Source organism: Acidovorax sp. GW101-11A03 (assembly GCF_059424825.1).
In genome coordinates, this window is record NZ_JBWKZU010000023.1 from 1 (window position 1) to 24,372 (window position 24,372).

The window sequence follows — 24,372 nt, forward strand, 5'->3', positions numbered from 1 at the left end:
TTGACGGCTTCCAATTGAGGAGGTGTTACCCATGTTCCCGCACACCTGTTTCCCATGTGTCCGGTCTGAACAGGCGAGACGAAAGAAAGTTACTGCGCCGCCGGGCGCACACCCCGGCCTCCGCCCTCAACCCAAGCACGCCATTCAAACCAGTACGCCAAGGCTTCGACAGGCTCAGCCCGAACGGTCACTGTAGTGCTATAAAAATAGTAGCTGTCAGCGCTTTTTAGACAGGCGGAGGCAGCCAATTTCTTTCAAAACATCAAGCCGCCACAGCGTCCCGCTCATCCGCAGCAAACTCCGGCAACCCCCGCAGCCGCTCATAGATCGGCGCAAAGTCCGCCGCCGTCATCTCGAACAGCTGCTCAAAACTGTCGATCACAAAGTACGTCTGCTGGTACGTATCGATCTTGTAGCGCGTGCGCATGGTGCGCTCCAGCGCCAGCGGAATGCGCTGCGGCTCCGGGCTCTGCACCGAATACGCCAACTCGCCCGATGAGCTCAAAATCCCCGCCCCGTACGCCCGCAACTGCCCCGCCTCGCGGATCAGCCCGAACTCGATGGTGTACCAGTACAAACGCGAGAGCATCTCGCACGACCCCAGCCCCTGCGCCTTCAGCCCGCCCTGTCCGTATCGCTGTACGTAGTCCGCAAACACCGGGTTGAACAGCAGCGGCACATGGCCGAACAGGTCGTGAAAAATGTCGGGCTCGACGATGTACTCGAACTCCTCGGGCTTGCGGATCCAGTCCGTCACCGGGAACTTGCGGTTGGCCAGCAGGGTGAAGAAGGGCACCTCCGGGATCAGCCCCGGCACGCCCACCAGCTCCCAGCCGGTCGCTTTGTAGAGGCGCTCGTTCACCTCTTCAAAACGCGGGATGCGGTCGCTCGCGCCCAGTGAGGGCAGGGCGTCGATGAACGCCTGGCTGGCCAGGCCGGGCAGCAGGGCGCGCTGGCGCTCGTACAGACGGCGGTAGGTGTCGTGGTCGGCGTCGGTGTAGCTCGCATAGTCCTGCGGGCAGGTGTAGTCCGCGCTGGCACGCGAATAGTCGCCACGCGGTGGGCGAGTGGATTGGCCATAGACGACAGGGGCTTGTCCCATTTTTTTCTCCTTTGCCGCCATGACCTTGCGCACCGACCGGCGCGCATTTGACCGGCGGCTGTTAATCGATCTTGATCTTTGCGGCCCGGATCAGAAATTCGTACTTGCTGTTTTCCGAGCGCACAAACTGCGCAAACCCGTCGAGCGTCAGCTCTTCGGGCGTGATGCCCATCTTCTTGAACTTCTCCTTGCCTGCGGGCGAGTGCATCGCGGCGCTGAACGAGTTGGCATAGCGGCGCGCGTCCGCATCAGGCAGCGAGGTCGGCGCGAACAGGCCGAACCATGTGGACACATTGAAGCCCTGCACGCTGTCGTTGATGCTGGGCACGTTGGGCAGCGCCTCGTTGCGGCTGAGGGTGGTCACACCCAGCGCCAGCAGCTTGCCCGACTGGATCTGCGGCAACGCCGAGGCCAGGTTGTCAAACACCATCAGCACCTGGCCCGATTCCAGCGCGGCGAGCGCGGGCTTGGAGCCCTGGAAGGGCGTGTGGCCCATCTTGGTGTTGGTGAGCGACTTGAACATCTCGGCCGAGATGTGGCCGATGCTGCCGTTGCCACCCGAGCCGTACTTGGCCTGGTCCGGGTTCTTCTTGAGGTACTGCACCAGGTCGGGCGTGGTCTTGATGCCCAGCTTGGCTGCTTGCGCCGCACTCACCACCAGCACATTGGGCGTGCGCGCCACGAGGGCGATGGGCTTGAAGTCCTTGAGTGCGTTGTAGGGGAAGTTCTTGTACAGCCAGGGATTGACGGCGTGGGTGGCCACGGCGCCCATCAGCACCTGGTTGCTGGTCTTGGGAGATTTGGCGACCTGATCGGCGCCGGTACTACCACCCGCCCCCGGTTTGTTCTCCACGGTAATGGAGCCCAACTGGGCGGCAGCACCGTCGGCCACGATGCGGGCCGAGGTGTCCAGCGGACCACCAGCGGGGTAGGGAACCACGATGGTGAGCGGGGCAGAGGGGCTTTGGGCCATGGCAAAGGTGGCCACACAGGTCAGGCCAACACTGAACAGGGTGCTACGGAGCGACATCGGGATCCTTTTGAGTTCCGGGGAGCGCGCAGTATAGGCACCTGTTCAGGGTTAACCCTGGATGTCTGATGACTTAGGTGTTCAGCACGCCACGGCGGATCTGGTCGCGCTCCAGCGACTCGAACAGCGCCTTGAAGTTGCCTTCGCCAAAGCCGTCGCGGTAGTCGCCTTCGCGCTGGATGAATTCGAAGAACACCGGGCCCAGCATGGGCGTGGAGAAGATCTGCAGCAGCAGGCGGGGCGTGCCGTCAGCGGTGGATCCATCAAGCAGGATGCCGCGCGACTGCAGCTCGGGCACGGGCTGGCCGTGGCCGGGCAAACGGGTGTCCAGCATTTCGTAGTAGACCTCGTTGGGTGCCGTGGCCAGGGGCACGCCGGCCATGCCCAGCTTGTCCACCACGTCCAGCAGGTTGTCGCAGATCAGCGCGATGTGCTGGATGCCTTCGCCGTTGAACTGCATCAAAAATTCTTCGATCTGGCCGCCACCCTGCTTGGCTTCTTCGTTCAGCGGGATGCGGATCATGCCGTCGGGCGCTGTCATGGCCTTGGAGGTCAGGCCCGTGTATTCGCCCTGGATGTCGAAGTAGCGGATCTCACGGAAGTTAAACAGCTTCTCGTAGAAGTTGGCCCAGAAGCCCATGCGGCCCCGGTACACGTTGTGCGTGAGGTGGTCGATGAGGTTCAGGCCATGGCCCACAGGGCGGCGGTCCACACCTTCGATGAATTCGAAGTCGATGTCGTAGATGGACTTGCCGTCTTCAAAGCGGTCGATCAAGTACAGCGGTGCACCGCCAATGCCCTTGATGGCGGGCAGGCGCAGTTCCATGGGGCCGGTGGGGATGTCGATGGGCTGGGCGCCCAGCTCCAGTGCGCGGTTGTAAGCCTTGTGCGCATCCTTCACGCGGAAGGCCAGGCCGCAGGCAGACGGGCCATGCTCTGCGCCGAAGTAAGCCGCCTGGCTGTGGGGCTCGCGGTTCAGGATGAAGTTGATGCCGTTCTGGCGGTACAGCACCACGTCCTTGGAGCGGTGCTTGGCGACCAGCGTGAAACCCAGCTTTTCAAACACCGCCTCCAGCACGCCGGGCTGGGGCGAGGTGAATTCGACGAACTCGAAGCCCATCAGGCCCATGGGGTTGTCCCAGGCAGCGAGCTGGGCGGTGGTTTCTTGCGGCAAGGCGGCGTTCATGGGGGGTCTCCGGCATTCGTTGATGAATGTCATGGACTTTAGGCGTGGCCTGCCTCATGTTTCTAGCGAAATCAAGAGGCTTTGCCGCTTGATTTGCAGGAATATTGTGAATGGTCAAAATTTCGCGCAATCAGGCGGCGCTTCGGGCAGGGAGGGTCGCCGCGCCGATGCGGCGTCGCCAGGTGCCCGCAGAGCGCTAGGAGCCCGAAGCGCCCGCGCTAAGCCGGCGCAGCGCCAGCGCGGCGTCAATGCGTTGCTGCTCCTCGGGCGAGAAAAGCTGCTGGCGCAACTGCTGCAGGCCAGGGCCCTCGCCCTGTTGCGCGCGGGCTTGGCTGTACTGGTCCAGGCGCTGGTTCCAGTGCTGTTCCTCCCGGTCCAGCTGGGCCATGGCCTGCGCGGCTGCCGGACCGTATTGCGCGCTGCGGGCGGCGTAGCGGGTGCGTTCGTCGGCGTTGCTGGCGTTGAACGCGGCCGTCTGCGCGGCGGCGGCCATGTGTTCGGTGGCGGCGCTGCGTTCGGCACGGCGCTCGGCGGAGATTTCGTTGTCAGCCGCCTGCAGCGCCTGGGCGCGCTGCTCGGGGCTGAGCTGGGTGTTGCGCTCAATCTCCAGGCGTGCCAGGGTGTAGCGGTCCAGGTCGGCCTCGCGGGCAAACAGGGCGTCGTATTCGGCGTCGTCAAAAAACTGCAGGCGTACCTTGTGGCGCGCTTCCAGTGCGTCGCGCAGTGCGCGTGGGTCGGTCAGGTCCTGCGGCGCGCGCAGGCTGCCCAGGGCCACGCGATAGTCCACATAGCGCTCGGCCAGGGCCAGCGCACGGGTGGCCAGGGTGGCGGGGAAATGCTGGTTCACCAGTGCGGCCAGGCGCTGCTTGAGCACGGCCGGGTCGCTGGCGTCGCCCGCTTCCATCAACAGGGCTTCCAGCGTGTCGCGCAGGCCGTGCACCAGCAGCGGGTCGGCCGGGCCATCGGCGGTGATGGCGCGGCGGCGTGCAAAAAAGCTGTTGTCCACGCCCTGTGCTGGCGATGGTTGTACCTGGGCACCGGCGGTGGCGGCGGCCGCCCCCACGGGTGGTTGATGCGTAACCCCCGCGCCCAACCCGGCAGGGCCTCCCAGCCACCAGACCACGGCGGCCGTGGTGAAGGCCAGGAGTGCGGCGGCAACCGCCCAGGTGCGCAAGGGTTGGGCCATGGCTTACAGGCCTTGCTGCTTGAGGCGGTTGGCGTGCTGGCGGTACAGCGTCACCGGGTCGGTGGAGAACCAGTCGCGCAGGCCCAGCAACTGGTTCACTTCATCAAGGTGGTTCTGGCGGTAGTCGCCCAGGTGTTTGCCCAGGCGCGACGAGCAGGCCGACACCAGGCCGTCGTTGGCTTCGCCAAAGGTCAGGCTCAGCGTGGTCAGCAGTGCGTCGCTGGCGTCGAGCACGTTGGTCAGGGGCAGGGTGCCGGTCCAGGAGTAGTAGCGCACGCCATTCACCAGCTCAGCACCATTGCCGCAGCCGGAGGTGGGCACCCCCTGTGGGAAGCGGCTGTTGAACTTGGCGGAGCCTGCGGTGGTCAGCGAGTCCAGCGCCGCCGTGGGCATCTGGGGCAGGCCCGTGCCGCCCGAGGTCAGGTTGATCAAACCCACCAGCGCCTTGGCCGCCGCATTGGCTACGGCCTCGGACACCGAGCCTGCAGGCGCCACGCCGCGCAGGATGTCGGCCACGCGCGAACCCCGGTTCACGCCCCCGATGGATGTGACCGAGGCCACCAACTGCGGCGCCACACCCGCCACATAGCGCGTGGTGGGGCCGCCGTGCGAGTGGCCCACCAGGTTCACTTTGGCCGCGCCGGTGATGGCGAGGATGGTCTTGACCTGGGCCAGCAGCTGCTCGCCCCGCACCTCGGTGCTGTTGGCGGCCGACACCTGGGCCACGTAGACCTTGGCACCACCCTGGCGCAGTGCGTCGGGAATGCCGTAGAAGTAATCGATGCCCAGCGCCGAGTCAAAGCCAAAAAGCCCGTGCACCAGCACGATGGGATACCGCGTTTGCGTGTAGCCCGTTTGCGCCTGCGCGCCCCCGCCCACCAGCAGCAACCCCGCCGTTGCTGCCAGCACCAGTCGCCGCAACAAGCGGCTGAAAAATCCGGTCATGTGTTTGTCTCCGTTGATGTGATTTCTTATGCTTGCAAAATAGAACGGTCGTTCGTTTTTGCAGTGTTTATTTTTTGGGGAGATGGCTGCTGTCACTATCGGGACATACCCGTGCCTGCAATGTGGTCGGCGGGAAATTGCCTGGATTCCGTAAAATCCTGCGCCATGAAAGCTTTTGACGCATTGGACAAGCTGGATCGCGCCATCCTGCGCCGTCTGCAAGAAAACGGCCGCGAGACCTACGACGTGATCGGCGAGCAGGTGGGCCTGTCGCCCAGCGCCGTGCTGCGCCGCGTCAAGCGGCTGGAGGACAGCGGCGTGATCGACCGCTATGTGGCCCTGGTGCCGCCCGAAGCGGTGGGGCTGGGGCTCACGGCCTACCTCAACGTGCGCCTCGAAAAACACACCGAAAGCCACAAGCGCAACCCCATGGACCTGTTCCGCGCCAGCGTGCAGACCTGGCCCGAGGTGGTGGAGTGCGCCTCGCTCACCGGCGAGATGGACTACCTGCTGCGCGTGGTGGTGGCCGACATGGCGCACTACAGCCGCTTCATCATGGACACCCTGCTCAAGCACCCCAGCGTGCAGGATTGCAAGACCAGCTTTGTGCTCGACCGCGTGAAAGCGACCACGGCCGTGCCGGTGTAGCCCGGCACCTTCGTCCTCGGATGCGCCTGTGCATGTCGCAGGCGTGATTTCTTAGCGTGCCTGTCGGTGCGGCGGAGGTTGCTGCCAGGCGCGCCGCGCTATACGCTCCGGTGGGGGCTAAGGGGGCATGGTGCAGACGGCAGTCCAGCCACCCAGCCGTCGCATGTGCGACCCCTGCAGAGGAGTTTCACAGCATGATTACTCTTAAATTGATAGCTTCTGAAGCTTGTTCATCAGGCGCTTGGAGCCGATTTCTTTGCCTTTTGAGTAGTGTCACTATTTTGCTGCGCCGCAGCAATTTGAACTGGAAAAAATGAGGGAAAACCCTTATATTTGGCTGCATGTTCGCAACCAAAGACTGGCTCAAGGCATCCTGGTACGCAGGCCGGGACATGCTGCGCCCGGTAACGGGCGGCTCCTCTGCCTCTGACATTCACATCCACCAGCAGGAGACGCCCGTGATGGTTCCTATCCGCTCCCTGGGCCCCTCCTATCGGGAGCGGATCACCCAGCACCTGCTGCAGCTGGAGCCTGCAGACCGCTACCTGCGTTTTGGCTACGCCGCCAACGACGAGCAGATCCGCCGCTACGCGGAGCAGCTGGATTTCAACCGTGACGAAATCTTCGGCATCTACAACCGCCGCCTCGAACTGATCGCCATGGCCCACCTGGCGTTTTCCGAGCACCCTGAGCACAAGCAATGCGCCGAATTCGGTGTGTCCGTGCTCAAGCAGGCCCGGGGCCGTGGTTTTGGCGCCCGCCTGTTCGAGCGTGCCGTGATGCATGCCCGCAATGAAGGCGTGAACATGGTGTTCATCCATGCGCTGTCCGAGAACACGGCCATGCTCAAGATCGCGCGCAACGCGGGTGCCACAGTGCGCCGCGATGGCTCAGAGTCCGAGGCCTACCTGCAGATCCCGCCCGCAAGCCTCGACACGCGCATGGCCGAGATCGTGGAGCAGCAGTTTGCCGAGGTGGACTACCAGCTCAAGAAGCAGGCCAAGCAGTTCTGGGACTTTCTGGCCAACGTGCAGGAAGTGCGCAGCGGCGTGCAGCACGCGCGCCACCAGTCGGCCGAGTAAGGCCTGGCTGGGCACGGGGCGGGGCCGGTGCGGGCCCTGTCACCACAATCCGCTATCCTAGGGGCCCGATCCACTACCGCACGTCCTGCACTCCACGACAGTGTCTGATCCGCATCCCGGGCGCCCGCCCGAAAAGGAAGACAAACGCACCTTCCTGCAGAAGGTGGCAGAGTTCATCCACCCTGGCCCCGACTCGACCCAGGAATTGATCGAGACCCTGGCCGAAGCCGAGGACAACCAGGTCATTGGCGCCGAGTCGCGCGTGATGCTGGAGCGTGTGATCCGCATGGCCGACATGACGGCGGGCGACGTGATGGTGGCTGCGCCGCGCATGGATCTGGTCAACATCGACTCCCCGTTCGACGATTTGCTGCATCTGGTCATCAACACCGCGCATTCGCGGTTTCCGGTGTACCAGGGCGAACGCGACAACATCATTGGCATCCTCATGGCCAAGGACCTGCTCAAGCTGCAGCGGGCGCCCGAGCTGAACATCCGCGCCCTGCTGCGCCCGGCGGTGTTTGTGCCCGAGAGCAAGGGCCTGAACGACCTGCTGCGCGAGTTCCGGGGCAACCGCAACCACCTGGCTATCGTGATCGACGAGTTTGGCCGCATGGCCGGGCTGGTCACCATCGAGGATGTGCTGGAGCAGATCGTGGGCGAGATCGAGGACGAGTTCGACATCCCCGAGGACGACGGCGACATCTTCGGCCTCGCCGACCGCACCTACCGCGTGAGCGGCGACACCTCGGTCGAGCGCGTCTGTGAAGCCTTTGATGTACTGATCCAGAGCAGCGATCCCGGCGAAAGTTTTGACACCATTGGTGGCCTGATTGCCCACGAAATGGGCCATGTGCCCAAGCGCGGCGAGCAGCTGCAGCTGGGTGGCCTGCAGTTTGTGGTGCTGCACACCAAGGGCGGTGCCGTGCGCTGGTTCAAGGTGTCCAAGGCCGAAGACGGCAGCGCTGCCGCTTGATGGCGCGGGCTTCCGTGACGATGCGCTGGCCCCTGCAGGCGCTGATGGCGCTGGCCGCCGGGCTGGCGCAGGCGGCCTCCCTGGCCTGGCCGGGCCATGGCCAGCCCTTGTGGTGGCTGCAGCTGCTATCTCTGGCCGTGCTGGCGCGCCTGGTGCGGCCGGGTGCGGGGGCGGTGGTGTCCTGGCAGCGGGGGGCGCTGATTGGCGGCGTGTTTGCCACGGCCTGGCTTTCGGGCACCTTCTGGTGGCTGTTCATTTCCATGCACACCTATGGCGGCCTGCCTGCGCCGCTGGCGGTGGCCGCCGTGTTGGCGCTGGCCGCGTTTCTGGGCAGCTACTATGCCGCCGTTTTAGGCCTTTTTTGCCGCCTTGCGCCCGTCCATCAAGGCGGGTCTGCTCTCCTTTTTGGAGCGCTCTGGCTGCTGGCCGAGCTAGCGCGGGGCATCTGGTGGACGGGCTTTCCCTGGGGGGCGGGGGGCTATGCCCATGTGGACGGGCCGCTGGCGCCGTTGGCACGGTATGTGGGGGTCTATGGCCTGGGCGCCGTGGCGGCAGCGCTGGCCATGGGGGTGGTGCAACTACGCCTCGCCGACCTGCGCCGGTGGCGCATTTTGGCGCTGCTGCTGGCCCTGGCAGCTGTGCTGGCCGGGGCCACGGCGCAGCGCTTCTGTGCGGTCAACCTGTGCCACACGCCCTCGCAACCCCAGCCGCCCGCGCTGAGCCTGGAGCTGCTCCAAGGCAACATTCCGCAGGACGAGAAATTCCAGCCGGGCAGTGGTGTGCCCGTGGCCCTTCAGTGGTACGCCGCAGCGCTGCGCGATGCCAAGGCCGACCTGGTGGTGGCGCCCGAAACTGCGATTCCGCTGCTGCCGCAGCAGCTCATTCCGGGGTACCTCGAGGGCATCCAGCAGCGCTACGCGCAAGGCCCGCAGGCCGCGTTGGTGGGGATTCCGCTGGGGGATGAAACGCTGGGCTACACCAACTCGGTGCTTGGCATGGGGCCCGCCACCCAGGCCACGCCCTACCGCTATGACAAGCACCATCTGGTGCCTTTTGGCGAATTCATTCCGCCCTTCTTCAAGTGGTTCACGGCCATGATGGACATCCCGCTGGGAGACTTCAACCGGGGCGCCGTGGGTCAGGCGTCTTTCATGTGGAAGGGGCAGCGCATTGCGCCCAACATCTGCTACGAGGATCTGTTTGGCGAGGAGTTGGGCGCGCGTTTCATCGACCCGGCCCAGGCGCCCACCGTGTTCGTGAACTTCAGCAACATCGGCTGGTTTGGCAACTCGGTGGCGATTGACCAGCACCTGCACATCAGCCGCATGCGCACGCTGGAGTTCGAGCGCCCCATGGTGCGCGCCACCAACACAGGCGCCACGGCCATCATCGACCACCGGGGCGTGGTCACGCACCAGCTGGAGCGCCACACCCGGGGCGTGCTCCGGGGCGACGTGCAAGGCCGCGGGCTCAGCGCACAAACCGGCTGGGCGATCACGCCCTATGCATGGTGGGTGGCGCGCTGGGGACTGTGGCCGCTGTGGGCCCTGGGGGGGCTGGCGCTGGTTGCGGCCCTGCTGGCACGGGGTGTGCACAGGGCGCGGGGCGGTTGATTTAGGTCATCCGCCTGTGGAGCCGCCAGAGGGCCGGACAATCCCTTCTTTAGAGGCTCCTCCCTATGCCTTGATAATAGAGCCCCGCAAGCGGGGGCTTGTTTTGCGGACAACGATGATTTGAGGCGGGCGAACCCGCCGTTCTGGAGCACGACTGAAAATGGCAGATTCCTTTTCCTACGAACAACTGATCGCCTCGGGCGAAGGCCGGCTGTTCGGCGCTGACAGCGGGCGTCTGCCGCTGCCACCCATGCTGATGTTTGACCGCATCACGCACATCGACAGTGATGGGGGGGCGCACGGGCTGGGAAAAATCCGCGCTGAACTGGATGTCAAGCCTGATCTGTGGTTTTTTGCCTGCCATTTCCAGGGCGACCCGGTCATGCCCGGCTGCCTGGGGCTCGATGCCATGTGGCAGCTCATCGGTTTTTACCTGACCTGGCTGCAACTGCCCGGCCGGGGCCGCGCCCTGGGTGCGGGTGAGGTCAAGTTCACCGGCGAAGTGGGCCCGGACGTGAAGCTGGTCACCTACGAAATCGACATCAAGCGTGTGATCAAGCGCAAGCTGGTGATGGCCATTGGCGACGCCCGCCTGCTGGCTGATGGCAAGGAAATTTACGTCGCCAACGACCTGCGCGTGGGTTTGTTCAAGCGCGAGGGCGACGACAAGGACGTAGCAGCATGACGACGACCAAGAAGCGTGTAGTCATCACCGGTGCGGGCATCGTCTCGTGCATCGGTAACGACCTGGCCACAGTGGAGGCCTCGCTGCGTGCGGGCACCAGTGGCATCAAGGCCGTGGAAAAGTTCAAGGAACTGGGCCTGCGCAGCCAGGTGGGCGGCGCGCCCGAGATCGACATCGAAGCACGCATCGACCGCAAGCAGCTGCGCTTCATGGGCGACGCGGCGGCCTATGCACAGATCGCGCTCGAAGACGCGATCCAGCAAGCCGGTCTCACGCCCGAGCAGGTCAGCCACCCGCGCACCGGCCTCATCATGGGCTCGGGCGGTGGCTCGCCTGCCAACCAGATCGAAGCGGCCGACACGCTGCGCGAAAAGGGCATCCGCCGTGTGGGGCCGTACCAGGTCACGCGCTGCATGAGCTCCACGGTTTCTGCCTGCCTGGCGACCAACTTCAAGGTCAAGGGCATCAACTACTCCATCACCTCGGCCTGCTCGACCTCGGCGCACTGCATCGGCGCAGCTGCGCAGCAGATCGCCTGGGGCGTGCAGGACGTGATGTTCGCGGGCGGCGGTGAAGAGCTGAGCTGGGGCATGTCGCTGCTGTTTGACGGCATGGGCGCGATGTCCAGCAAATACAACGAAACGCCCGAGAGAGCCTCGCGCGCCTACGACGCGAACCGTGATGGTTTTGTGATTGCAGGCGGCGGTGGCGCGGTGGTGTTGGAGAGCCTGGAGCATGCCCAGGCACGCGGCGCCACCATCCTGGCCGAGGTGGTGGGCTTTGGTGCCACCAGTGATGGCGAAGACATGGTGGCTCCGTCGGGCGATGGCGCCATTGCGTGCATGCAACAGGCGATGGAAGGCCTGGACGGCCCCATCGACTACATCAACACCCACGGCACTTCCACGCCGGTGGGTGACATGCAGGAAGTGCGCGCCATGAAGGCCCTGTTCGGCGACAAGGTGCCGCCGTTCTCGTCCACCAAATCGCTCACCGGCCACTCGCTGGGTGCGACCGGGGTGCAGGAGGCGATCTACTGCATGATCATGCTGAACCAGGGCTTCATCGCGGGATCGGCCAATGTGGAAACGCCCGATCCGGCCCTGGGCGACATGCCCCTGGTCACGCAGACGCGCGACGCGCAGCTGACCACGGTGCTGTCCAACAGCTTTGGCTTTGGCGGCACCAACGCCAGCCTGGTGCTGCGCCGCTGGATGGGCGCCTGACGCGGTAGGCACTGCCGCTGCGTCCCAACCCGCCCCCGCGTTTGCGGCGGCGGGTTTTTTTGTGGCTGCGGGGGCTACTTGCGCGGCCTGGGCGACAGCGCCTCATGCAGCAGCGCAGGCAGCATGGCCAGCATGCGCGTGGCCTGCAGACCCGGTGGGTGGTTGCCCGCGTGGTAGCTGTACAGCGACATGGGCGGCAGGTCGGGCAGTTCCACTGCCACCATGTGCGCCGGGTCCAGGCGGATGGCGGTGAGGAAGTCCACCACCGTCCAGCCCATGCCCAGCCGCACCAGTTCCAGCGCCAGGCGCGATGTCTGCACCTGGATGCCTGGCCCGCCCGGTGTGCCCAGGCGGTCGGCCGTGTGGTCGATGGACTGCCGCATCGGGTCGTCGCCCACCAGCCGGATGGCGGGCACCTGCGCCAGGCGCGCAGCGGTGCTGGCGGCACGTGGAGCGCGGTCCCACAGGGTGCGGGCCACGGCCAGCGACAGGCGCCCGCTCACCAGCAGCTCGCTATGCACCTGCGGGTGCGGATGCTCGAAGAAACCCAGCCCAAAGTCCACGCTGCGCGTGAGCAGTGCCTGCGTCATCTGGTCCTGGTGGATGGTGCGCACCTCCACCCCCACCTGTGGGTGCTTTTGCGCATGGCGATGCAGCAGCGTGGGCAGAAATTCGTGGGTGATGGACGGGATGGCTGCCAGCCGCACATCGCCCAGCTCGGTGGTCGCCAGGTTGCGCGCCGTGCGCTGCAGCGCATCCAGCTGGCGGTGGATGCTGCCGGATTCCACGGCCAGCACCTGCGCCTCGGGCGTGGGCGTCAGGCCCGCTGGCGTGCGGTTGAACAGCCGGTAGCCCAGCTGCAGCTCCGTGTGGGCCACGGCCTTGCTCACGGCCGAGGGCGTGATGCACAGCAGACGGCCTGCCGCGCTCATGCTGCCGGTCTGCAAAACGGCCTGGAACACTTCGAGCTGGCGCAGGTTCATGGGAATTCCGGGAAGAAGGGGTGTGAATCCAATTCACAGGGTGGCGCCAATTATTCCACTTGGCTGTGTGTGGATTTCTCATAGGATGCCGCACCGTCCGACACCCGCGCACCGGGGCGGACGGCAGCAGGGCGCCGCACCACCCCGCAGCGCCCGGAGAATGACCCGGAGACACAACCATGCGAATTTTTTCTGCTTCTTCTTCCTCGTCCATCACGCGCCGCTGGTTTGCGGGCGTCGTGCTCTCGGCCCTGTCCACGGTCGCCCTGGCCCAGGCGGCCAAGCCCCATGTGGTCGTGCTCGCCACGGGCGGCACCATTGCCGGTGCGGGCGCTTCGGCTGCCAACAGCGCGACCTATGCCGCCGCCAAGGTGCCGGTCGATAAGCTGCTGGCGGGCCTGCCCGAGCTGGCCAATGTAGCCAAGGTGTCTGGTGAGCAGGTGTTCCAGATTGCCTCCGAGAGCTTCACCAACGAGCACCTGCTGCGCCTGGGCCAGCGTGTCTCCGCCCTGTCCAAGCAGGCTGACGTGGACGGCATCGTCATCACCCACGGCACCGACACGCTGGAAGAAACCGCGTACTTCCTGAACCTCACCGTGCGCACCGCCAAGCCCATCGTGGTGGTGGGCTCCATGCGCCCCGGCACAGCCCTGTCGGCCGACGGCGCACTGAACCTGTACGACGCCGTGACCGTGGCCGCAAGCAAGGACGCTGCCGGCAAGGGCGTGCTGGTCACGATGAACGACGAGATCCAGAGCGGTCGCGACGTGAGCAAGACCATCAACATCAAGACCGAGGCCTTCAAGAGCCAGTGGGGCCCGCTGGGCATGGTGGTGGAAGGCAAGAACTACTGGTTCCGCGCGCCGGTCAAGCGCCACACTACGCAATCCGAGTTCAACATCGACGACATCAAGGCGCTGCCTGCTGTGGACATCGTGTACGGCTACGGCAACATGAACACCACCGGCATCGAAGCCTACGGCAAGGCGGGCGTGAAGGCGCTGATCCATGCTGGCACCGGCAACGGCTCGGTGGCTGCGCAGGCGGTGGAATCGCTCAAGGCCCTGCGCGCCTCGGGCGTGCAGATCATCCGCTCGGCCCGCGTGCCCGATGGTTTTGTGCTGCGCAATGCCGAGCAGCCTGACGACAAATACGACTGGGTGGTGGCGCATGACCTGCGTCCGCAAAAGGCCCGCATCCTTGCCATGGTGGCTTTGACCAAGACCCAGGACAGCAAGGAACTCCAGCGCATTTTCTGGGAATACTGATCTCCCGAACTGCGCACCAACCGCTCGCCAGAGCGCACTGCACGCGATACCGGTTGCCGAGGCCGGGGCTCCACAAGGGCCCCGGCCTTTGTTCTTGGCGGGGCGCCGTAAAATCACCGGTTTCGCCCTGGCGCAACGCCGTTTCTTCTTGAGAGACAGCGGGCCCGGGCACCGGCTTGATCCCGTTGTTGTTTCACCTTCCTCATTGCCCGGCCCTGGCCCTGCCAGTGCCCCGAACCTCATGTTGACCTTCCAGCAAATCATCCTGAAGCTGCAGTCCTACTGGGACGCGCAGGGTTGCGCACTCTTGCAGCCCTATGACATGGAAGTGGGCGCTGGCACCTCGCACACCGCCACCTTCCTGCGCGCCATCGGCCCCGAGCCCTGGAAGGCCGCCTACGTGCAGCCCAGCCGCCGCCCCAAGGACGGCCGCTATGGCGAGAACCCCAACCGCCTGCAGCACTACTACCAATACCAGGTGGTGCTCAAGCCCGCTCCGGCCAACATCCTGGAGCTGTACCTGGGCAGTCTCGAAGCCCTGGGCTTTGATCTGAAAAAGAACGACATCCGCTTTGTCGAAGACGACTGGGAGAACCCCACCCTCGGCGCCTGGGGCCTGGGCTGGGAAGTGTGGCTCAACGGCATGGAAGTGACGCAGTTCACCTACTTCCAGCAAGTGGGCGGCATCGACTGCAAGCCCGCCACGGGCGAGATCACCTACGGCCTGGAGCGCCTGGCCATGTACCTGCAGGGCGTGGACAACGTCTACAACCTGAAGTGGACCGACACCCTGAGCTACGGTGACGTGTACAAGCAAAACGAGGTGGAGCAGTCCACCTACAACTTCGAGCACAGCGACGCGGACTTCCTGTTCACCGCCTTCAACGCGCACGAAAAGCAGGCCAAGTACCTCATGGAACAGCAGCTGGCGCTGCCTGCGTATGAGCAAGTGCTCAAGGCCGCACACAGCTTCAACCTGCTGGATGCGCGCGGTGCCATCAGCGTGACGGAACGCGCTGCCTATATCGGCCGCATCCGCAACCTGGCCCGCAGCGTGGCGCAAAGCTACTACGAGAGCCGCGAACGCCTGGGCTTCCCCATGGCGCCGCGCGAGTGGGTGGAACAGATGGCGAAGAAGGCTGCGTGAGAGAAATGACGATGACAACCCAAAACCTCCTCGTTGAACTGTTTGTCGAAGAGCTGCCTCCCAAGGCGCTGCAGAAGCTGGGCGATGCCTTTGCCACCGTGCTGGGCGACCAGCTCAAGGCCCAGGGCCTGGCCACAGCCGCTTCTGTGGTCACCCCTTTTGCATCGCCCCGCCGCCTGGCTGCGCATGTGACGGCCGTGGCCGACAAGGCCGCCGACAAGGCCGTGCAGCAAAAGCTGATGCCCGTGACCGTGGGCTTGGACAAGGACGGCAACGCCACGCCCGCGCTACTGAAAAAGCTGCAGGCGCTGGGTGCGGATGTGTCCGACCCGGCCGCCGCCGTGGCAGCCCTGAAGCGCGCGCAGGATGGCAAGGCCGAAGCCCTGTTCTACGACAGCACTGTGGAGGGCCTCACCTTGGAGCTGGGTTTGGCGAAAGCAATGGCGCATTCGCTTGACCGTTTGCCTATTCCAAAACTGATGAGCTACCAACTGGAAGGCGGGGCTTTGCCTGGATGGGATACCGTTAGTTTCGTTCGCCCTGTGCACGGCTTGGTAGCCCTTCACGGCAGTGAGGTTGTGAATATCGAAAAGTTTGGCTTGAAAGCCACTCGTGAAACCCAGGGCCATCGCTTTGAAGCCGCCGTGTCGCCCGTGGTGCTGGCCGATGCCGACAGCTACGCCGCCACGCTGAAGAAGGACGGTGCCGTGATCGCCAGCTTTGCCGAGCGCAAGGCCGAGATCGCCCGCCAGCTCGCTGCTGCTGCCGCCAAGGTGGGCAATGGCGCCCGCCCCATCGAAGACGATGCCCTGCTGGACGAAGTGACCGCGCTGGTCGAGCGCCCCAACGTGGTCATCTGCCAGTTTGAAGAGCAGTTCCTGGGCGTGCCACAAGAGTGCCTCATCCTCACGATGAAGGCCAACCAGAAGTACTTCCCGCTGCTGGACGCCGCAGGCAAGCTGACGAACAAGTTCCTGGTGGTGAGCAACATCAGCCCCGACGACACCAGCTTTGTCACCGGCGGCAACGAGCGCGTGGTGCGCCCGCGCCTGGCCGATGCCAAGTTCTTCTTTGATCAAGACCGCAAGAAGACCCTGGCCTCGCGCGTCGAAGGTCTGGGTAAGGTCGTGTACCACAACAAGCTGGGCACGCAGGGCGAGCGTGTGGAGCGCGTGCGCGCCATTGCCAAGGCCGTCGCGCAGCAACTGGGCGACTCTCAGTTGGTGGCAGACGCTGACCAAGCTGCGTTGCTGGCCAAGACCGACCTCGTGACCGACATGGTGGGCGAGTTCCCGGAGTTGCAGGGCATCATGGGCGGCTACTACGCCCTGAACGACGGCCTGGGCGAGACCGTGGCGAATGCCATTGAAGACCACTACAAGCCCCGCTTTGCGGGCGATGCGCTGCCCCGCAACACGGCGGGCGTGGTGGTGGCCCTGGCAGACAAGCTCGAAACTCTAGTTGGCATGTTCGGCATTGGCAACCTGCCCACCGGCGACCGCGACCCGTTCGCGCTGCGCCGCCATGCGCTGGGCGTGATCCGCATGCTGGTCGAAAAAGACCTGTCGCTTGATTTGAACGCGCTGCTGGCCGGTGCCGTGCCTGCTTTTGGCGACAAGATCACCGACGCATCGGCGCAACTCGCTGACTTCATCTACGACCGCCTGGCCGGCAGTCTGCGCGAGCAGGGCTACAGCGCGCAAGAGGTGGACGCTGTGCTGGCCCTGCGCCCGCAGCGTCTGGCCCTGGTCGAGAAGCAGCTGGCGGCTGTGCGCGCCTTTGCGTCGCTGCCCGAAGCGCCTGCACTGGCCGCAGCCAACAAACGCGTCGGCAATATCCTGAAAAAAGCCGAGGTCGAAGGCCCCGTGGACGCCCACGTGAACCCCGAGCTGCTGCAGGAAAAGGCCGAGCAGGACCTGTTCGCCGCCCTGCAGCGTTTTGTGCCCGAAGCCAATGCCCAGTTCGATGCTGGCGACTACACCGCCAGCCTGCAGACCCTGGCCGTGCTGCGCGCGCCGGTGGATGCGTTCTTTGACGATGTGATGGTCAACGCCGAGCAGCTGGATGTGCGGATGAATCGCCTGGGGCTGCTCAAGATGCTGCACAACGCGATGAACCGCGTGGCCGACCTGTCCCGCCTGGCGGTGTGACCCCGGGGCTGATAGGCTGGCGGTCTGTTTCCACAAGGTACCCCCTCCTATGAAACTCGTCATCCTGGACCGCGACGGCACCCTCAACCCGCTGGGTGAGGACTTCATCACCTCGGCCGACGAGTGGACCGCCGTGCCCGGCGCGCTGGAAGCGATTGCGCGGCTCAACCACGCGGGCTGGCATGTGGTGGTGGCCACGAATCAGCCGGGGCTGGGGCGCGGGCTGTTTGACGTGGTGGCGCTCAACGCCATCCACGCCAAGATGCACCGCCAGGTGGCGGCCGTGGGTGGGCGCATCGACGCTGTTTTTTACTGTCCCCATGCGGCCGACGAGGAATGCGCCTGCCGCAAACCTGCTCCCGGCCTGCTGGAGCAGATCAGCGACCGCTACGGGGTGGAGCGCAACGATGTGCAGGTGGTGGGCAGCTGCGCCGCACACCTGCAGGCCGGGGCTGCGCTGGGTGCGCAGTTGCACCTGGTGTGCACGGGGCAGTCGGCGCAGGTGCACCCGATGGGGCCGCTGCCTGCAGGGCTGCCACCGGGCCTGCGCGTGCATGCCAGCCTGGGCGATTTTGTGGACCAGCTGTTGCCTGCAGTGCCCGCCACGGCGCCACCGCTGGCGGCAATGCCCTTGCCTGCGGTGGGTGGGCTGGTCTCCTGATACTATCAATTCAATAGCTGTAATCGCTTGATGGACAGGCGGTAGCGGCCTAAAAACCATCAAAAAATGGCCTTTCTCCGTTCTGTCATTCACCTTCTCTGGATGGGCATCACCGTGGTGCCTTACGCCCTGGCCATCATGCTGGGCACCTTGCTGGGGGTGCGCGGCCTGCCGCTGTACCGCATCGCGCGGGCCTGGCTGTCGCTGTGCATCAGCGGTGCGCGGACTATTCTGGGCATCCGGGTGGAGATCTCCGGCATGGAGCATCTGCCGCAGGGCGACAACGCAGGTGCGGTGCTGCTGGTCAAGCACCAGTCCACGTTCGAGACGTTTCTGATGCCCACGATCATGCCGCACCCCCTGGCCTACGTGTTCAAGAAGGAGCTGCTCTACGTACCCTTCTTCGGCTGGGCCATCGGGCGTTTGGACATGATCCACATCGACCGCAGCCAGCGCACCCAGGCCTTCAACAAGGTGGTGCAGCAGGGCAAGGACCTGCTGGCCAAGGGCATCTGGATCATCATGTTTCCTGAAGGCACGCGCATCGCGCGCGGGCAAAAGGGCCAGTACAAGACCGGCGGCACGCGTCTGGCCATCGACACGGGTGCGCCCGTGATTCCGATTGCCGTGACCTCGGCCAAGGTGTGGCCGCGCAAGGCCTTCATCAAGCGCCCCGGCGTGGTGGACGTGTCGATCGGCCAACCCATCTCCAGCGTGGGGCGCGAGCCCGATGAGCTGATGCGCGAGGTCGAAGCCTGGATCGAGGCCGAGATGCGCCGCCTGGATCCCGGGGCCTACCCGCAAGCCCCCGCTGCCCCTGCGGCCGACACAACCACCCAAAGCGGGAAGTAAGCCCATCGTGATGCAGCGGCTTGTGCAACTGGCGCTGGACTTGTTTGACCCGCCGGCCGCTGCGGCACCTGCACCGCAGGCCCCGGCCCTGGGTGAGGCAAGTACCAAGCCAAAAATGCCCTCTGCGCCCGATGGGCAAGCGCTGGTAGCTCCTAAAACGATAGTAAACCGCCCTGCAACGCCCGCCGTGCCGCTGCCTTCCCTGCTGTCCCCCGCCGAGTTTCGCCACCCCCAGGCCAACCGCGAGGTGCTGCTGGGCGATGCTGTGGTGGCCTACGCGCTGCAGCGCGCGCGGCGCCGCAGCATCGGCTTCTCGGTGGGGCCCGACGGCCTGTCGGTGCGGGCGCCGAGCTGGGTCACGCTGAGCGCGGTGGATTCTGCGCTGCGCGAAAAATCCGACTGGATCCTGCGCAAGCTGGGCGAGGCGCGCGAGCGCCAGAAGCGCATGGAGGGCGGCCGCATCGTGTGGGCGCATGGTGCCGTGCTGCCCTACCTGGGCGAGCCTTTGACGGTGGTGCTGGACCCGAGCCACGGCTTTGCGGGCAAGGGCGGGGCGCTGGTCACTGCAACGGATCAGCCCAGCCTGCACATCGGCCTGCCCCACAGCGCCAGCCCCGCGCAGATCCGCGACGCCGTGCAGGCCTGGCTCATGCGTGACGCGCGCCGCCACTTCACAGAGCGACTGGACCACTTTGCGCCGCTCTTGGGCGTGCGCTGGGCCAGCCTGCGCCTGTCCAGCGCCAACACCCGCTGGGGCAGCGCCAAGGCCGACGGCTCCATCCGCCTGAACTGGCGCTTGCTGCACTACCGCCCGGCCATCATCGACTACGTGGTGGCGCACGAACTGGCCCACCTGCGCGTGATGGACCACAGCCCCCGCTTCTGGGACACCGTGGCTACGGTGGTGCCCGACTACGCGCAGCTGCGAAGTCGTTTGCGCGACGAACCCGCCCCTTTGTGGGATTGAAAGGACCCCGACGATGACTGAACCAACGATTTGCCCCGCCGACGGCTATGCCGGCGATGTGACCCCCCAGCAGGCTTGGCAATGGGTGCAGACCGGGCAGGCCGTGCTGGTGGACGTGCGCAGTGACGCCGAACGCGAGTGGGTCGGCTACGTGCCCGGCGCCGCCGCTGTGGCCTGGAAGCAGTGGCCGGGCATGGCGATGAACGCCGACTTCGATGCCCAGATGCGCGCCGTCGTACCCGAGGGCGGACGGGCCGTGCTGCTGTGCCGCAGCGGCGTGCGCTCCATCGCCGCCGCGCGCCGCGCTACCGAGCTGGGCATTACCGCGTACAACATCCTCGAAGGGTTTGAGGGCGACGCGGATGCGCAAGGCCAGCGCGGCAAGAAGGGCGGCTGGCGCTTTCATGGCCTGCCGTGGAAGCAGGGTTGATGCTCCTAAAAGAATAGCTGCGGGCGCCTGTTTATCAAGCGGTAGCAGCTACTTTTCCTGAATTCGCGGGAGCCGCGCGCTGCGCACGGACTCGGGCGTCAAATACACCCCCGCTCCCGCCGGTGCACCCGTGGAACCGGCTTTGCCGGGCCACTGGGTGCGTCCCCCTGGGGGGAAGGCGCCGAAGGCGACTCAGGGGGGTTACTTCAGTGCAGGGATGCGCAGCTTTTGGCCGGGGTAGATCTTGTCGGGGTGGCTCAGCATGGGCTTGTTGGCCTCGAAGATCACGGGGTACTTGTTGGCATCGCCATAGAACTTCTTGGCGATCGCGCTGAGCGTGTCGCCGCGCACCACGTCGTGGTACTGGGCTTCGGGCTCGGGGTTGGTGACCTCCATCAGGTTCTCGACGCTGGTGACACCGGCCACGTTGCCGCAGCACAGGGTGATCTTTTCCTTGGCGGCTTGCGTGGGGGCTGCGCCTTTGACGGTGACCTTGCCTTCCGGGCCCTGGAAGGCCACCTGCACGTTGCTGGCGCCCAGGTTCTGGGCGGCGATGTAGGTCTCGATGGCCTTGCCGGCCTTAGTGTTGAGCTCATCCTGCGTGGGGGCGGCGGCGGTGGCAGCCTGCGCGTCCTTGCCGCCAAACAGCTTTTCACCGGCTTCCTTGATGAAACTGAAAAGACCCATGTCGTACCTCCTGAGGTTGCAGAAAGAATAAGGAACGACCACTGTAGCGGCAATGCGAGGCCACCCCGTGTCAGACAGCGGCGCGAAACGATTTTTCACAATCCCGCCAGGGCGGCTGGAGGGCTGTCGCAGCGGGATCAGCCCGGATGCCAAAACTCGGGATAATCCGCCGCATGACTTTTCTGGCCATCGACGTCGGTAACACCCGTCTCAAATGGGCGTTGTACGACGCTCCCCGCCCCGGGGCTGCGCTGATGGCGCATGGCGCCGAGTTCCTCGACCACATTGACCGCCTGGCCGAAGGCAGCTGGGCCCCGCTGATCCACCCGGAGCACATGCTGGGTTGTGTGGTGGCGGGCGATGCCGTCAAACGCCGGGTGCAGGAGCAAATGGAACTGTGGGACGTGGCACCCTCATGGGTCGTGTCATCCGCGCAGGAAGCAGGCCTCACCAATGGCTACGACCACCCCTCGCGCCTGGGCTCGGACCGCTGGGTGGCCATGATCGGCGCGCGCCACCATGTGCTGGCCCGAGGCCCTGCGCGGCCGCTGATCGTGGTGATGGTGGGTACGGCCGTCACGGTCGAGTGCATCGACGCTGAAGGCCGTTTCATGGGGGGCCTCATCCTGCCCGGCCACGGCATCATGCTGCGGGCGCTGGAGACCGGTACCGCCGGTCTGCATGTGCCCACGGGCGAAGTGCGCCTGTTCCCGACCAACACCAGCGACGCGTTGACCAGCGGTGGCACCTATGCCATTGCCGGAGCGGTGGAGCGCATGTACCAGCACCTGCTGCAGCACTGCGGCCAGGAGCCCGCCTGCATCATGACGGGCGGGGCGGGCTGGAAGATGGCGCCCAGCATGACCCGGCCTTTCGAGCTGGTGGACAACCTGATTTTTGACGGCCTGCTGGAGATTGCCGCGCGGCGGTTTGGGGGCTAAGGGCCTTGCAACGCAGTCGCTGCATCAGTGCGAAGCGGTTTTCTATGCCCATCGACCTGCAAAACTGGCGCTGCCCACGCCTGGGACACCGAGCAAGGGCCGCCCCGCAGCGAGGGTGTCGTCCCCCTTCCCGAATGGCGTAGCCAGTCGAGAGAAGGGGGAAGGCGCGAAGCGCCTCAGGGGGATGCTCCCTTACTCTTCCTCTAGTTCACTCCGTGCCATCTCCACATCCAGCCGCTCCATGGCGTCCATGGGCTCTGCTGCGGCGGCTTTTTCGTAGAGCGCGGTGGCTTCCTTCATCTTCTTGTCGCCTTCCAGCATCACGAGGGCATTGGCGTACTCGATCATGGCGATGGCCGAGCCCGGGTTGAGCTTGAGGGCTTCCTGGAACAGCTTGAGGCCCGCGTCCTTCTTGGCGCCATAAGTCATACCGCCAATCAGCGAGCCCACCTTGTCGATCACCTCGGCATGGAAGGCGCCCAGTGCGATGCGCGCGTCGGCATGTTTGGGTGACAGGGCGATGGCTTTCTCCAGCGATTCCTTCACCTTGCCGCCCAGGCCCTGCGCCAGCGCCTTGGCGACGCTGATGCCCTGGCTGTAGCGGCCCAGCGCGTAGGCATGCCAGTACCAGGCGTTGGCGTTGCTGGGGTCTTCGCCCGCCTGGGCCTCGGCACGCTCGGCCACTTGGGTGAACAGGTCCAGGCGCGTCTTTTCCTTGGGTTCCAGGTAGTTGGCGTAGATGGACGTGGCCTTGTTGGCCACGGTGATGCCTGCGCCACCGGCGGCCAGGCCTGCAGCGGCGGCCTTTTCAAAGTCGCCGTTGTGGAACAGTGCCCAGGCTTCCAGCACGGCGGTGTCCTTGGGGCAGGGTTCGGCGTCCCCGCCATGCAGCCGGGCCCAGTGCTTTTTGACGCTCGCGGCGTCAAAGCGGTAGTCGCCCGCGTGGGGGAAGGGGGTCCATTTGGCCATGGTGTGTCTCCGGAAGTTCTTGTTGGTGGATGTCTGTGGCGGGTGGGCGGTATCAGCCGGGCGCTGCTGCATAAGCGCCGACCAGCTGCAGCAGGTGGGCCCGCTGGCCGCTTTCGAGGTAGGGCATGAGCAGGTTCAGCACATGGTGGGCACCACGCAGCAGTGCGGTTTGGGCGCTTTCGGGCTCCAGTGCGCGGCGCGGGTCGCGCACGTATTCAAAGCTGAGCCAGTAGGTCAGCACCACCACCATGCTGGTGGCGGTGGCCTCCAGCTCGCGCGAGTCGATGTGCAGGGATTCCGCGCGGCCCATGCCATCGAGCATGGCGCGCACGGCACGGGTCTTGTTCTTGAGGATGGCCTGGAAGTGGGTCTCCAGGCGCCGGTTTTTGGACAGCAGGTCGTTGAGGTCGCGGTACAGGAAGCGGTACTGCCAGATCAGCTCGAACAGCGTGTGCATGAAGAACCAGGCGTCTTCCACATTGCGCACGCCGTCGGCGGCGGCCAGCAACTCGGTGAGCGAGCGCTCATAGCGATCAAACAGCGCGTTGATCAGCTCGTCCTTGGCGGGGTAGTGGTAGTACAGGTTGCCGGGGCTGATGCGCAGCTCGGCCGAAATCAGGGTGGTGGAGACGTTGGGTTCGCCGAACCGGTTGAACAGGTCCAGCGTGACTTCCAGAATGCGTTCTGCGGTGCGGCGTGGCGCTTTCTTCACCATGTGTGCAGGCCCTTCGCGTCGTTGTGCTTCGTTGTTTCGGTGTCTCTCTGATGCCTACTCTAACCCACGCAGTCATGCTGCAGTGCGGCATGCCGTCTTGCGGCAAACCCTTGCTGCAGTTGCTTGTAACGCACTTCACAGGTTTCGCCAAAAAAAGAAAAGCGGCCAGCGCGCTGTTGCACGTGGGCCGCTTTCAGCGGGCGTGCTGCTGCCCGCCTGCGCCAGTGGGTGGTGAGCGATCAGCTGGCCGATGGAGTGCTGGCGCCGGTGTCGGCTGCGGCACGGGCTGCGGGCTTCTTGGCTGCAGCTTTCTTGGCGGGGGCCTTGGCTGCGGGCTTGGCGGCTGCCTTGGCAGGAGCGGCCTTCTTGGCTGCGGCTTTCTTGGCAGGGGCCTTGGCGGCTGGCTTGGCTGCAGCCTTGGCGGGAGCTGCCTTGCTGCCCTTGGCCAGGGCGTCCACACGGGCGCTCAGGGCTTCCAGGTCGCGGGCCGAGGGCACGCCCAGCTTGGCCAGGGCCTTGGCCACGCGGTCTTCAAAGATGTTTTCGAGCTTGTCCCATTGGCCCTGGGCCTTGGAGCCGATGTCGCTGGCCATGGTGGTCACGCGGCTGGTGGCTTCGGTGATCTTTTCTTCGGCCACGGCCTGGGTCTTGCGCTGGATGGTCAGGCCTTCCTTGACCAGGGCTTCAAACACCTTGCCGCCTTCTTCCTGTGCCTTGGAGAAGGCGCCCAGGCCCGCCAGCCAGATCTGCTGTGCGGAGTCCTTGACGGTGCTGGACAGTTGGGCGTTGCTCTTCTTTTTGTCAGCGCTGAGTTTCTGCAGTTTCTTGACCATAAGGCCTCCGTGGTGCGGTTGGTTGGGGTTGTCGGGGCGATTTTGCCTTCGACGCATGGCCGCACTGTACGCCGCACGGTCCGCAAGGTG

The 24,372-nt window shown here is 65.2% G+C and carries 24 protein-coding genes; 14 read left to right on the forward strand and 10 right to left on the reverse strand.

Going from position 1 to position 24,372, the window contains the following annotated elements:
* Positions 1–262: 262 nt before the first annotated feature.
* The 5 genes from phhA to AC07Z7_RS11585 form a co-directional block, all read right to left on the reverse strand.
* Positions 263–1,102, reverse strand: coding sequence for a phenylalanine 4-monooxygenase (gene phhA / locus AC07Z7_RS11565; RefSeq protein ID WP_494766313.1), 840 nt, complete (start codon positions 1,100–1,102; stop codon positions 263–265).
* Between the two features lie 61 nt (positions 1,103–1,163).
* Entirely contained in the window at positions 1,164–2,132 is a 969-nt protein-coding gene (locus AC07Z7_RS11570; protein ID WP_494766314.1) for a Bug family tripartite tricarboxylate transporter substrate binding protein, read from the reverse strand.
* Between the two features lie 73 nt (positions 2,133–2,205).
* A complete protein-coding gene (gene hppD, locus AC07Z7_RS11575; RefSeq protein ID WP_094288941.1) occupies positions 2,206–3,318 on the reverse strand; it encodes a 4-hydroxyphenylpyruvate dioxygenase in 1,113 nt (370 codons plus the stop codon).
* A gap of 196 nt (positions 3,319–3,514) precedes the next feature.
* Positions 3,515–4,504, reverse strand: coding sequence for a lipase secretion chaperone (locus AC07Z7_RS11580; protein ID WP_494766315.1), 990 nt, complete (start codon positions 4,502–4,504; stop codon positions 3,515–3,517).
* A gap of 3 nt (positions 4,505–4,507) precedes the next feature.
* Positions 4,508–5,449: an esterase/lipase family protein gene (locus tag AC07Z7_RS11585; RefSeq protein ID WP_094288937.1), complete on the reverse strand. Its 942-nt coding sequence runs from the start codon at positions 5,447–5,449 to the stop codon at positions 4,508–4,510.
* Between the two features lie 165 nt (positions 5,450–5,614).
* On the opposite strand from AC07Z7_RS11585, the gene AC07Z7_RS11590 reads away from it, so the two are divergent.
* The 6 genes from AC07Z7_RS11590 (at position 5,615) to fabB (ending at position 11,679) form a co-directional block, all read left to right on the forward strand.
* Entirely contained in the window at positions 5,615–6,097 is a 483-nt protein-coding gene (locus AC07Z7_RS11590) for an Lrp/AsnC family transcriptional regulator (RefSeq protein ID WP_109790902.1), read from the forward strand.
* Positions 6,098–6,438: 341 nt separating this feature from the next.
* Positions 6,439–7,179, forward strand: coding sequence for a GNAT family N-acetyltransferase (locus AC07Z7_RS11595; protein ID WP_094288933.1), 741 nt, complete (start codon positions 6,439–6,441; stop codon positions 7,177–7,179).
* Between the two features lie 100 nt (positions 7,180–7,279).
* Positions 7,280–8,155, forward strand: coding sequence for a CorC family transporter (locus tag AC07Z7_RS11600; protein WP_094288931.1), 876 nt, complete (start codon positions 7,280–7,282; stop codon positions 8,153–8,155).
* The gene (lnt, locus tag AC07Z7_RS11605) at positions 8,155–9,768 is read left to right on the forward strand and encodes an apolipoprotein N-acyltransferase (protein ID WP_494766316.1); all 1,614 of its coding nucleotides are present in this window, start codon (positions 8,155–8,157) and stop codon (positions 9,766–9,768) included. Before AC07Z7_RS11600 ends, lnt begins: the two co-directional genes overlap by 1 nt.
* Positions 9,769–9,928: 160 nt before the next feature.
* Positions 9,929–10,453 (forward strand): 3-hydroxyacyl-[acyl-carrier-protein] dehydratase FabA, encoded by a 525-nt coding sequence (gene fabA, locus AC07Z7_RS11610; protein WP_094288927.1) that lies wholly within the window; start codon positions 9,929–9,931, stop codon positions 10,451–10,453.
* The gene (gene fabB, locus AC07Z7_RS11615; protein WP_494766317.1) at positions 10,450–11,679 is read left to right on the forward strand and encodes a beta-ketoacyl-ACP synthase I; all 1,230 of its coding nucleotides are present in this window, start codon (positions 10,450–10,452) and stop codon (positions 11,677–11,679) included. The genes fabA and fabB overlap by 4 nt, the downstream gene beginning before the upstream one ends.
* A 74-nt stretch (positions 11,680–11,753) precedes the next feature.
* Here fabB and AC07Z7_RS11620 read toward each other — a convergent pair whose 3' ends face one another.
* Entirely contained in the window at positions 11,754–12,662 is a 909-nt protein-coding gene (locus AC07Z7_RS11620; protein WP_094288923.1) for a LysR family transcriptional regulator, read from the reverse strand.
* 179 nt (positions 12,663–12,841) lie between these two features.
* Here AC07Z7_RS11620 and AC07Z7_RS11625 point away from each other — a divergent pair, with 179 nt between their 5' ends.
* The 7 genes from AC07Z7_RS11625 to AC07Z7_RS11655 all read left to right on the forward strand — a co-directional run bounded on the left by AC07Z7_RS11625 (position 12,842) and on the right by AC07Z7_RS11655 (position 20,137).
* Positions 12,842–13,930, forward strand: a complete 1,089-nt coding sequence (locus AC07Z7_RS11625) for a type II asparaginase (protein WP_094288921.1) — start codon at positions 12,842–12,844, stop codon at positions 13,928–13,930.
* A gap of 241 nt (positions 13,931–14,171) precedes the next feature.
* The gene (glyQ, locus tag AC07Z7_RS11630) at positions 14,172–15,077 is read left to right on the forward strand and encodes a glycine--tRNA ligase subunit alpha (protein ID WP_094288919.1); all 906 of its coding nucleotides are present in this window, start codon (positions 14,172–14,174) and stop codon (positions 15,075–15,077) included.
* Between the two features lie 11 nt (positions 15,078–15,088).
* Positions 15,089–17,227 carry a glycine--tRNA ligase subunit beta gene (gene glyS, locus AC07Z7_RS11635; RefSeq protein WP_494766318.1) on the forward strand — a complete coding sequence of 713 codons (2,139 nt, stop codon included), beginning with the start codon at positions 15,089–15,091 and terminating at the stop codon, positions 17,225–17,227.
* Positions 17,228–17,276: 49 nt separating this feature from the next.
* Entirely contained in the window at positions 17,277–17,888 is a 612-nt protein-coding gene (gene gmhB, locus AC07Z7_RS11640; protein ID WP_494766319.1) for a D-glycero-beta-D-manno-heptose 1,7-bisphosphate 7-phosphatase, read from the forward strand.
* Positions 17,889–17,954: 66 nt separating this feature from the next.
* Entirely contained in the window at positions 17,955–18,740 is a 786-nt protein-coding gene (locus AC07Z7_RS11645) for a lysophospholipid acyltransferase family protein (protein ID WP_440113766.1), read from the forward strand.
* Between the two features lie 10 nt (positions 18,741–18,750).
* Positions 18,751–19,707, forward strand: coding sequence for a M48 family metallopeptidase (locus AC07Z7_RS11650; RefSeq protein ID WP_494766320.1), 957 nt, complete (start codon positions 18,751–18,753; stop codon positions 19,705–19,707).
* Between the two features lie 13 nt (positions 19,708–19,720).
* A complete protein-coding gene (locus tag AC07Z7_RS11655) occupies positions 19,721–20,137 on the forward strand; it encodes a rhodanese-like domain-containing protein (protein WP_494766321.1) in 417 nt (138 codons plus the stop codon).
* A gap of 201 nt (positions 20,138–20,338) precedes the next feature.
* Here the strand turns inward: AC07Z7_RS11655 and lysM are convergent, their stop codons facing one another.
* Positions 20,339–20,824 (reverse strand): peptidoglycan-binding protein LysM, encoded by a 486-nt coding sequence (lysM, locus tag AC07Z7_RS11660; RefSeq protein ID WP_094288904.1) that lies wholly within the window; start codon positions 20,822–20,824, stop codon positions 20,339–20,341.
* Positions 20,825–20,997: 173 nt separating this feature from the next.
* Between lysM and AC07Z7_RS11665 the strand changes: the two genes are divergently transcribed.
* Positions 20,998–21,765, forward strand: coding sequence for a type III pantothenate kinase (locus tag AC07Z7_RS11665; protein ID WP_094288902.1), 768 nt, complete (start codon positions 20,998–21,000; stop codon positions 21,763–21,765).
* Positions 21,766–21,957: 192 nt separating this feature from the next.
* Here the strand turns inward: AC07Z7_RS11665 and AC07Z7_RS11670 are convergent, their stop codons facing one another.
* The 3 genes from AC07Z7_RS11670 to AC07Z7_RS11680 form a co-directional block, all read right to left on the reverse strand.
* Complete coding sequence (locus AC07Z7_RS11670) at positions 21,958–22,734, reverse strand: tetratricopeptide repeat protein (protein WP_094289405.1); 777 nt, start codon at positions 22,732–22,734, stop codon at positions 21,958–21,960.
* 52 nt (positions 22,735–22,786) lie between these two features.
* Positions 22,787–23,449, reverse strand: a complete 663-nt coding sequence (locus tag AC07Z7_RS11675; RefSeq protein ID WP_252660368.1) for a TetR/AcrR family transcriptional regulator — start codon at positions 23,447–23,449, stop codon at positions 22,787–22,789.
* A gap of 239 nt (positions 23,450–23,688) precedes the next feature.
* On the reverse strand, positions 23,689–24,282 hold the full coding sequence (locus AC07Z7_RS11680) for a phasin family protein (protein ID WP_094288898.1): 594 nt from the start codon (positions 24,280–24,282) through the stop codon (positions 23,689–23,691).
* Between the last annotated feature and the right edge of the window lie 90 nt (positions 24,283–24,372).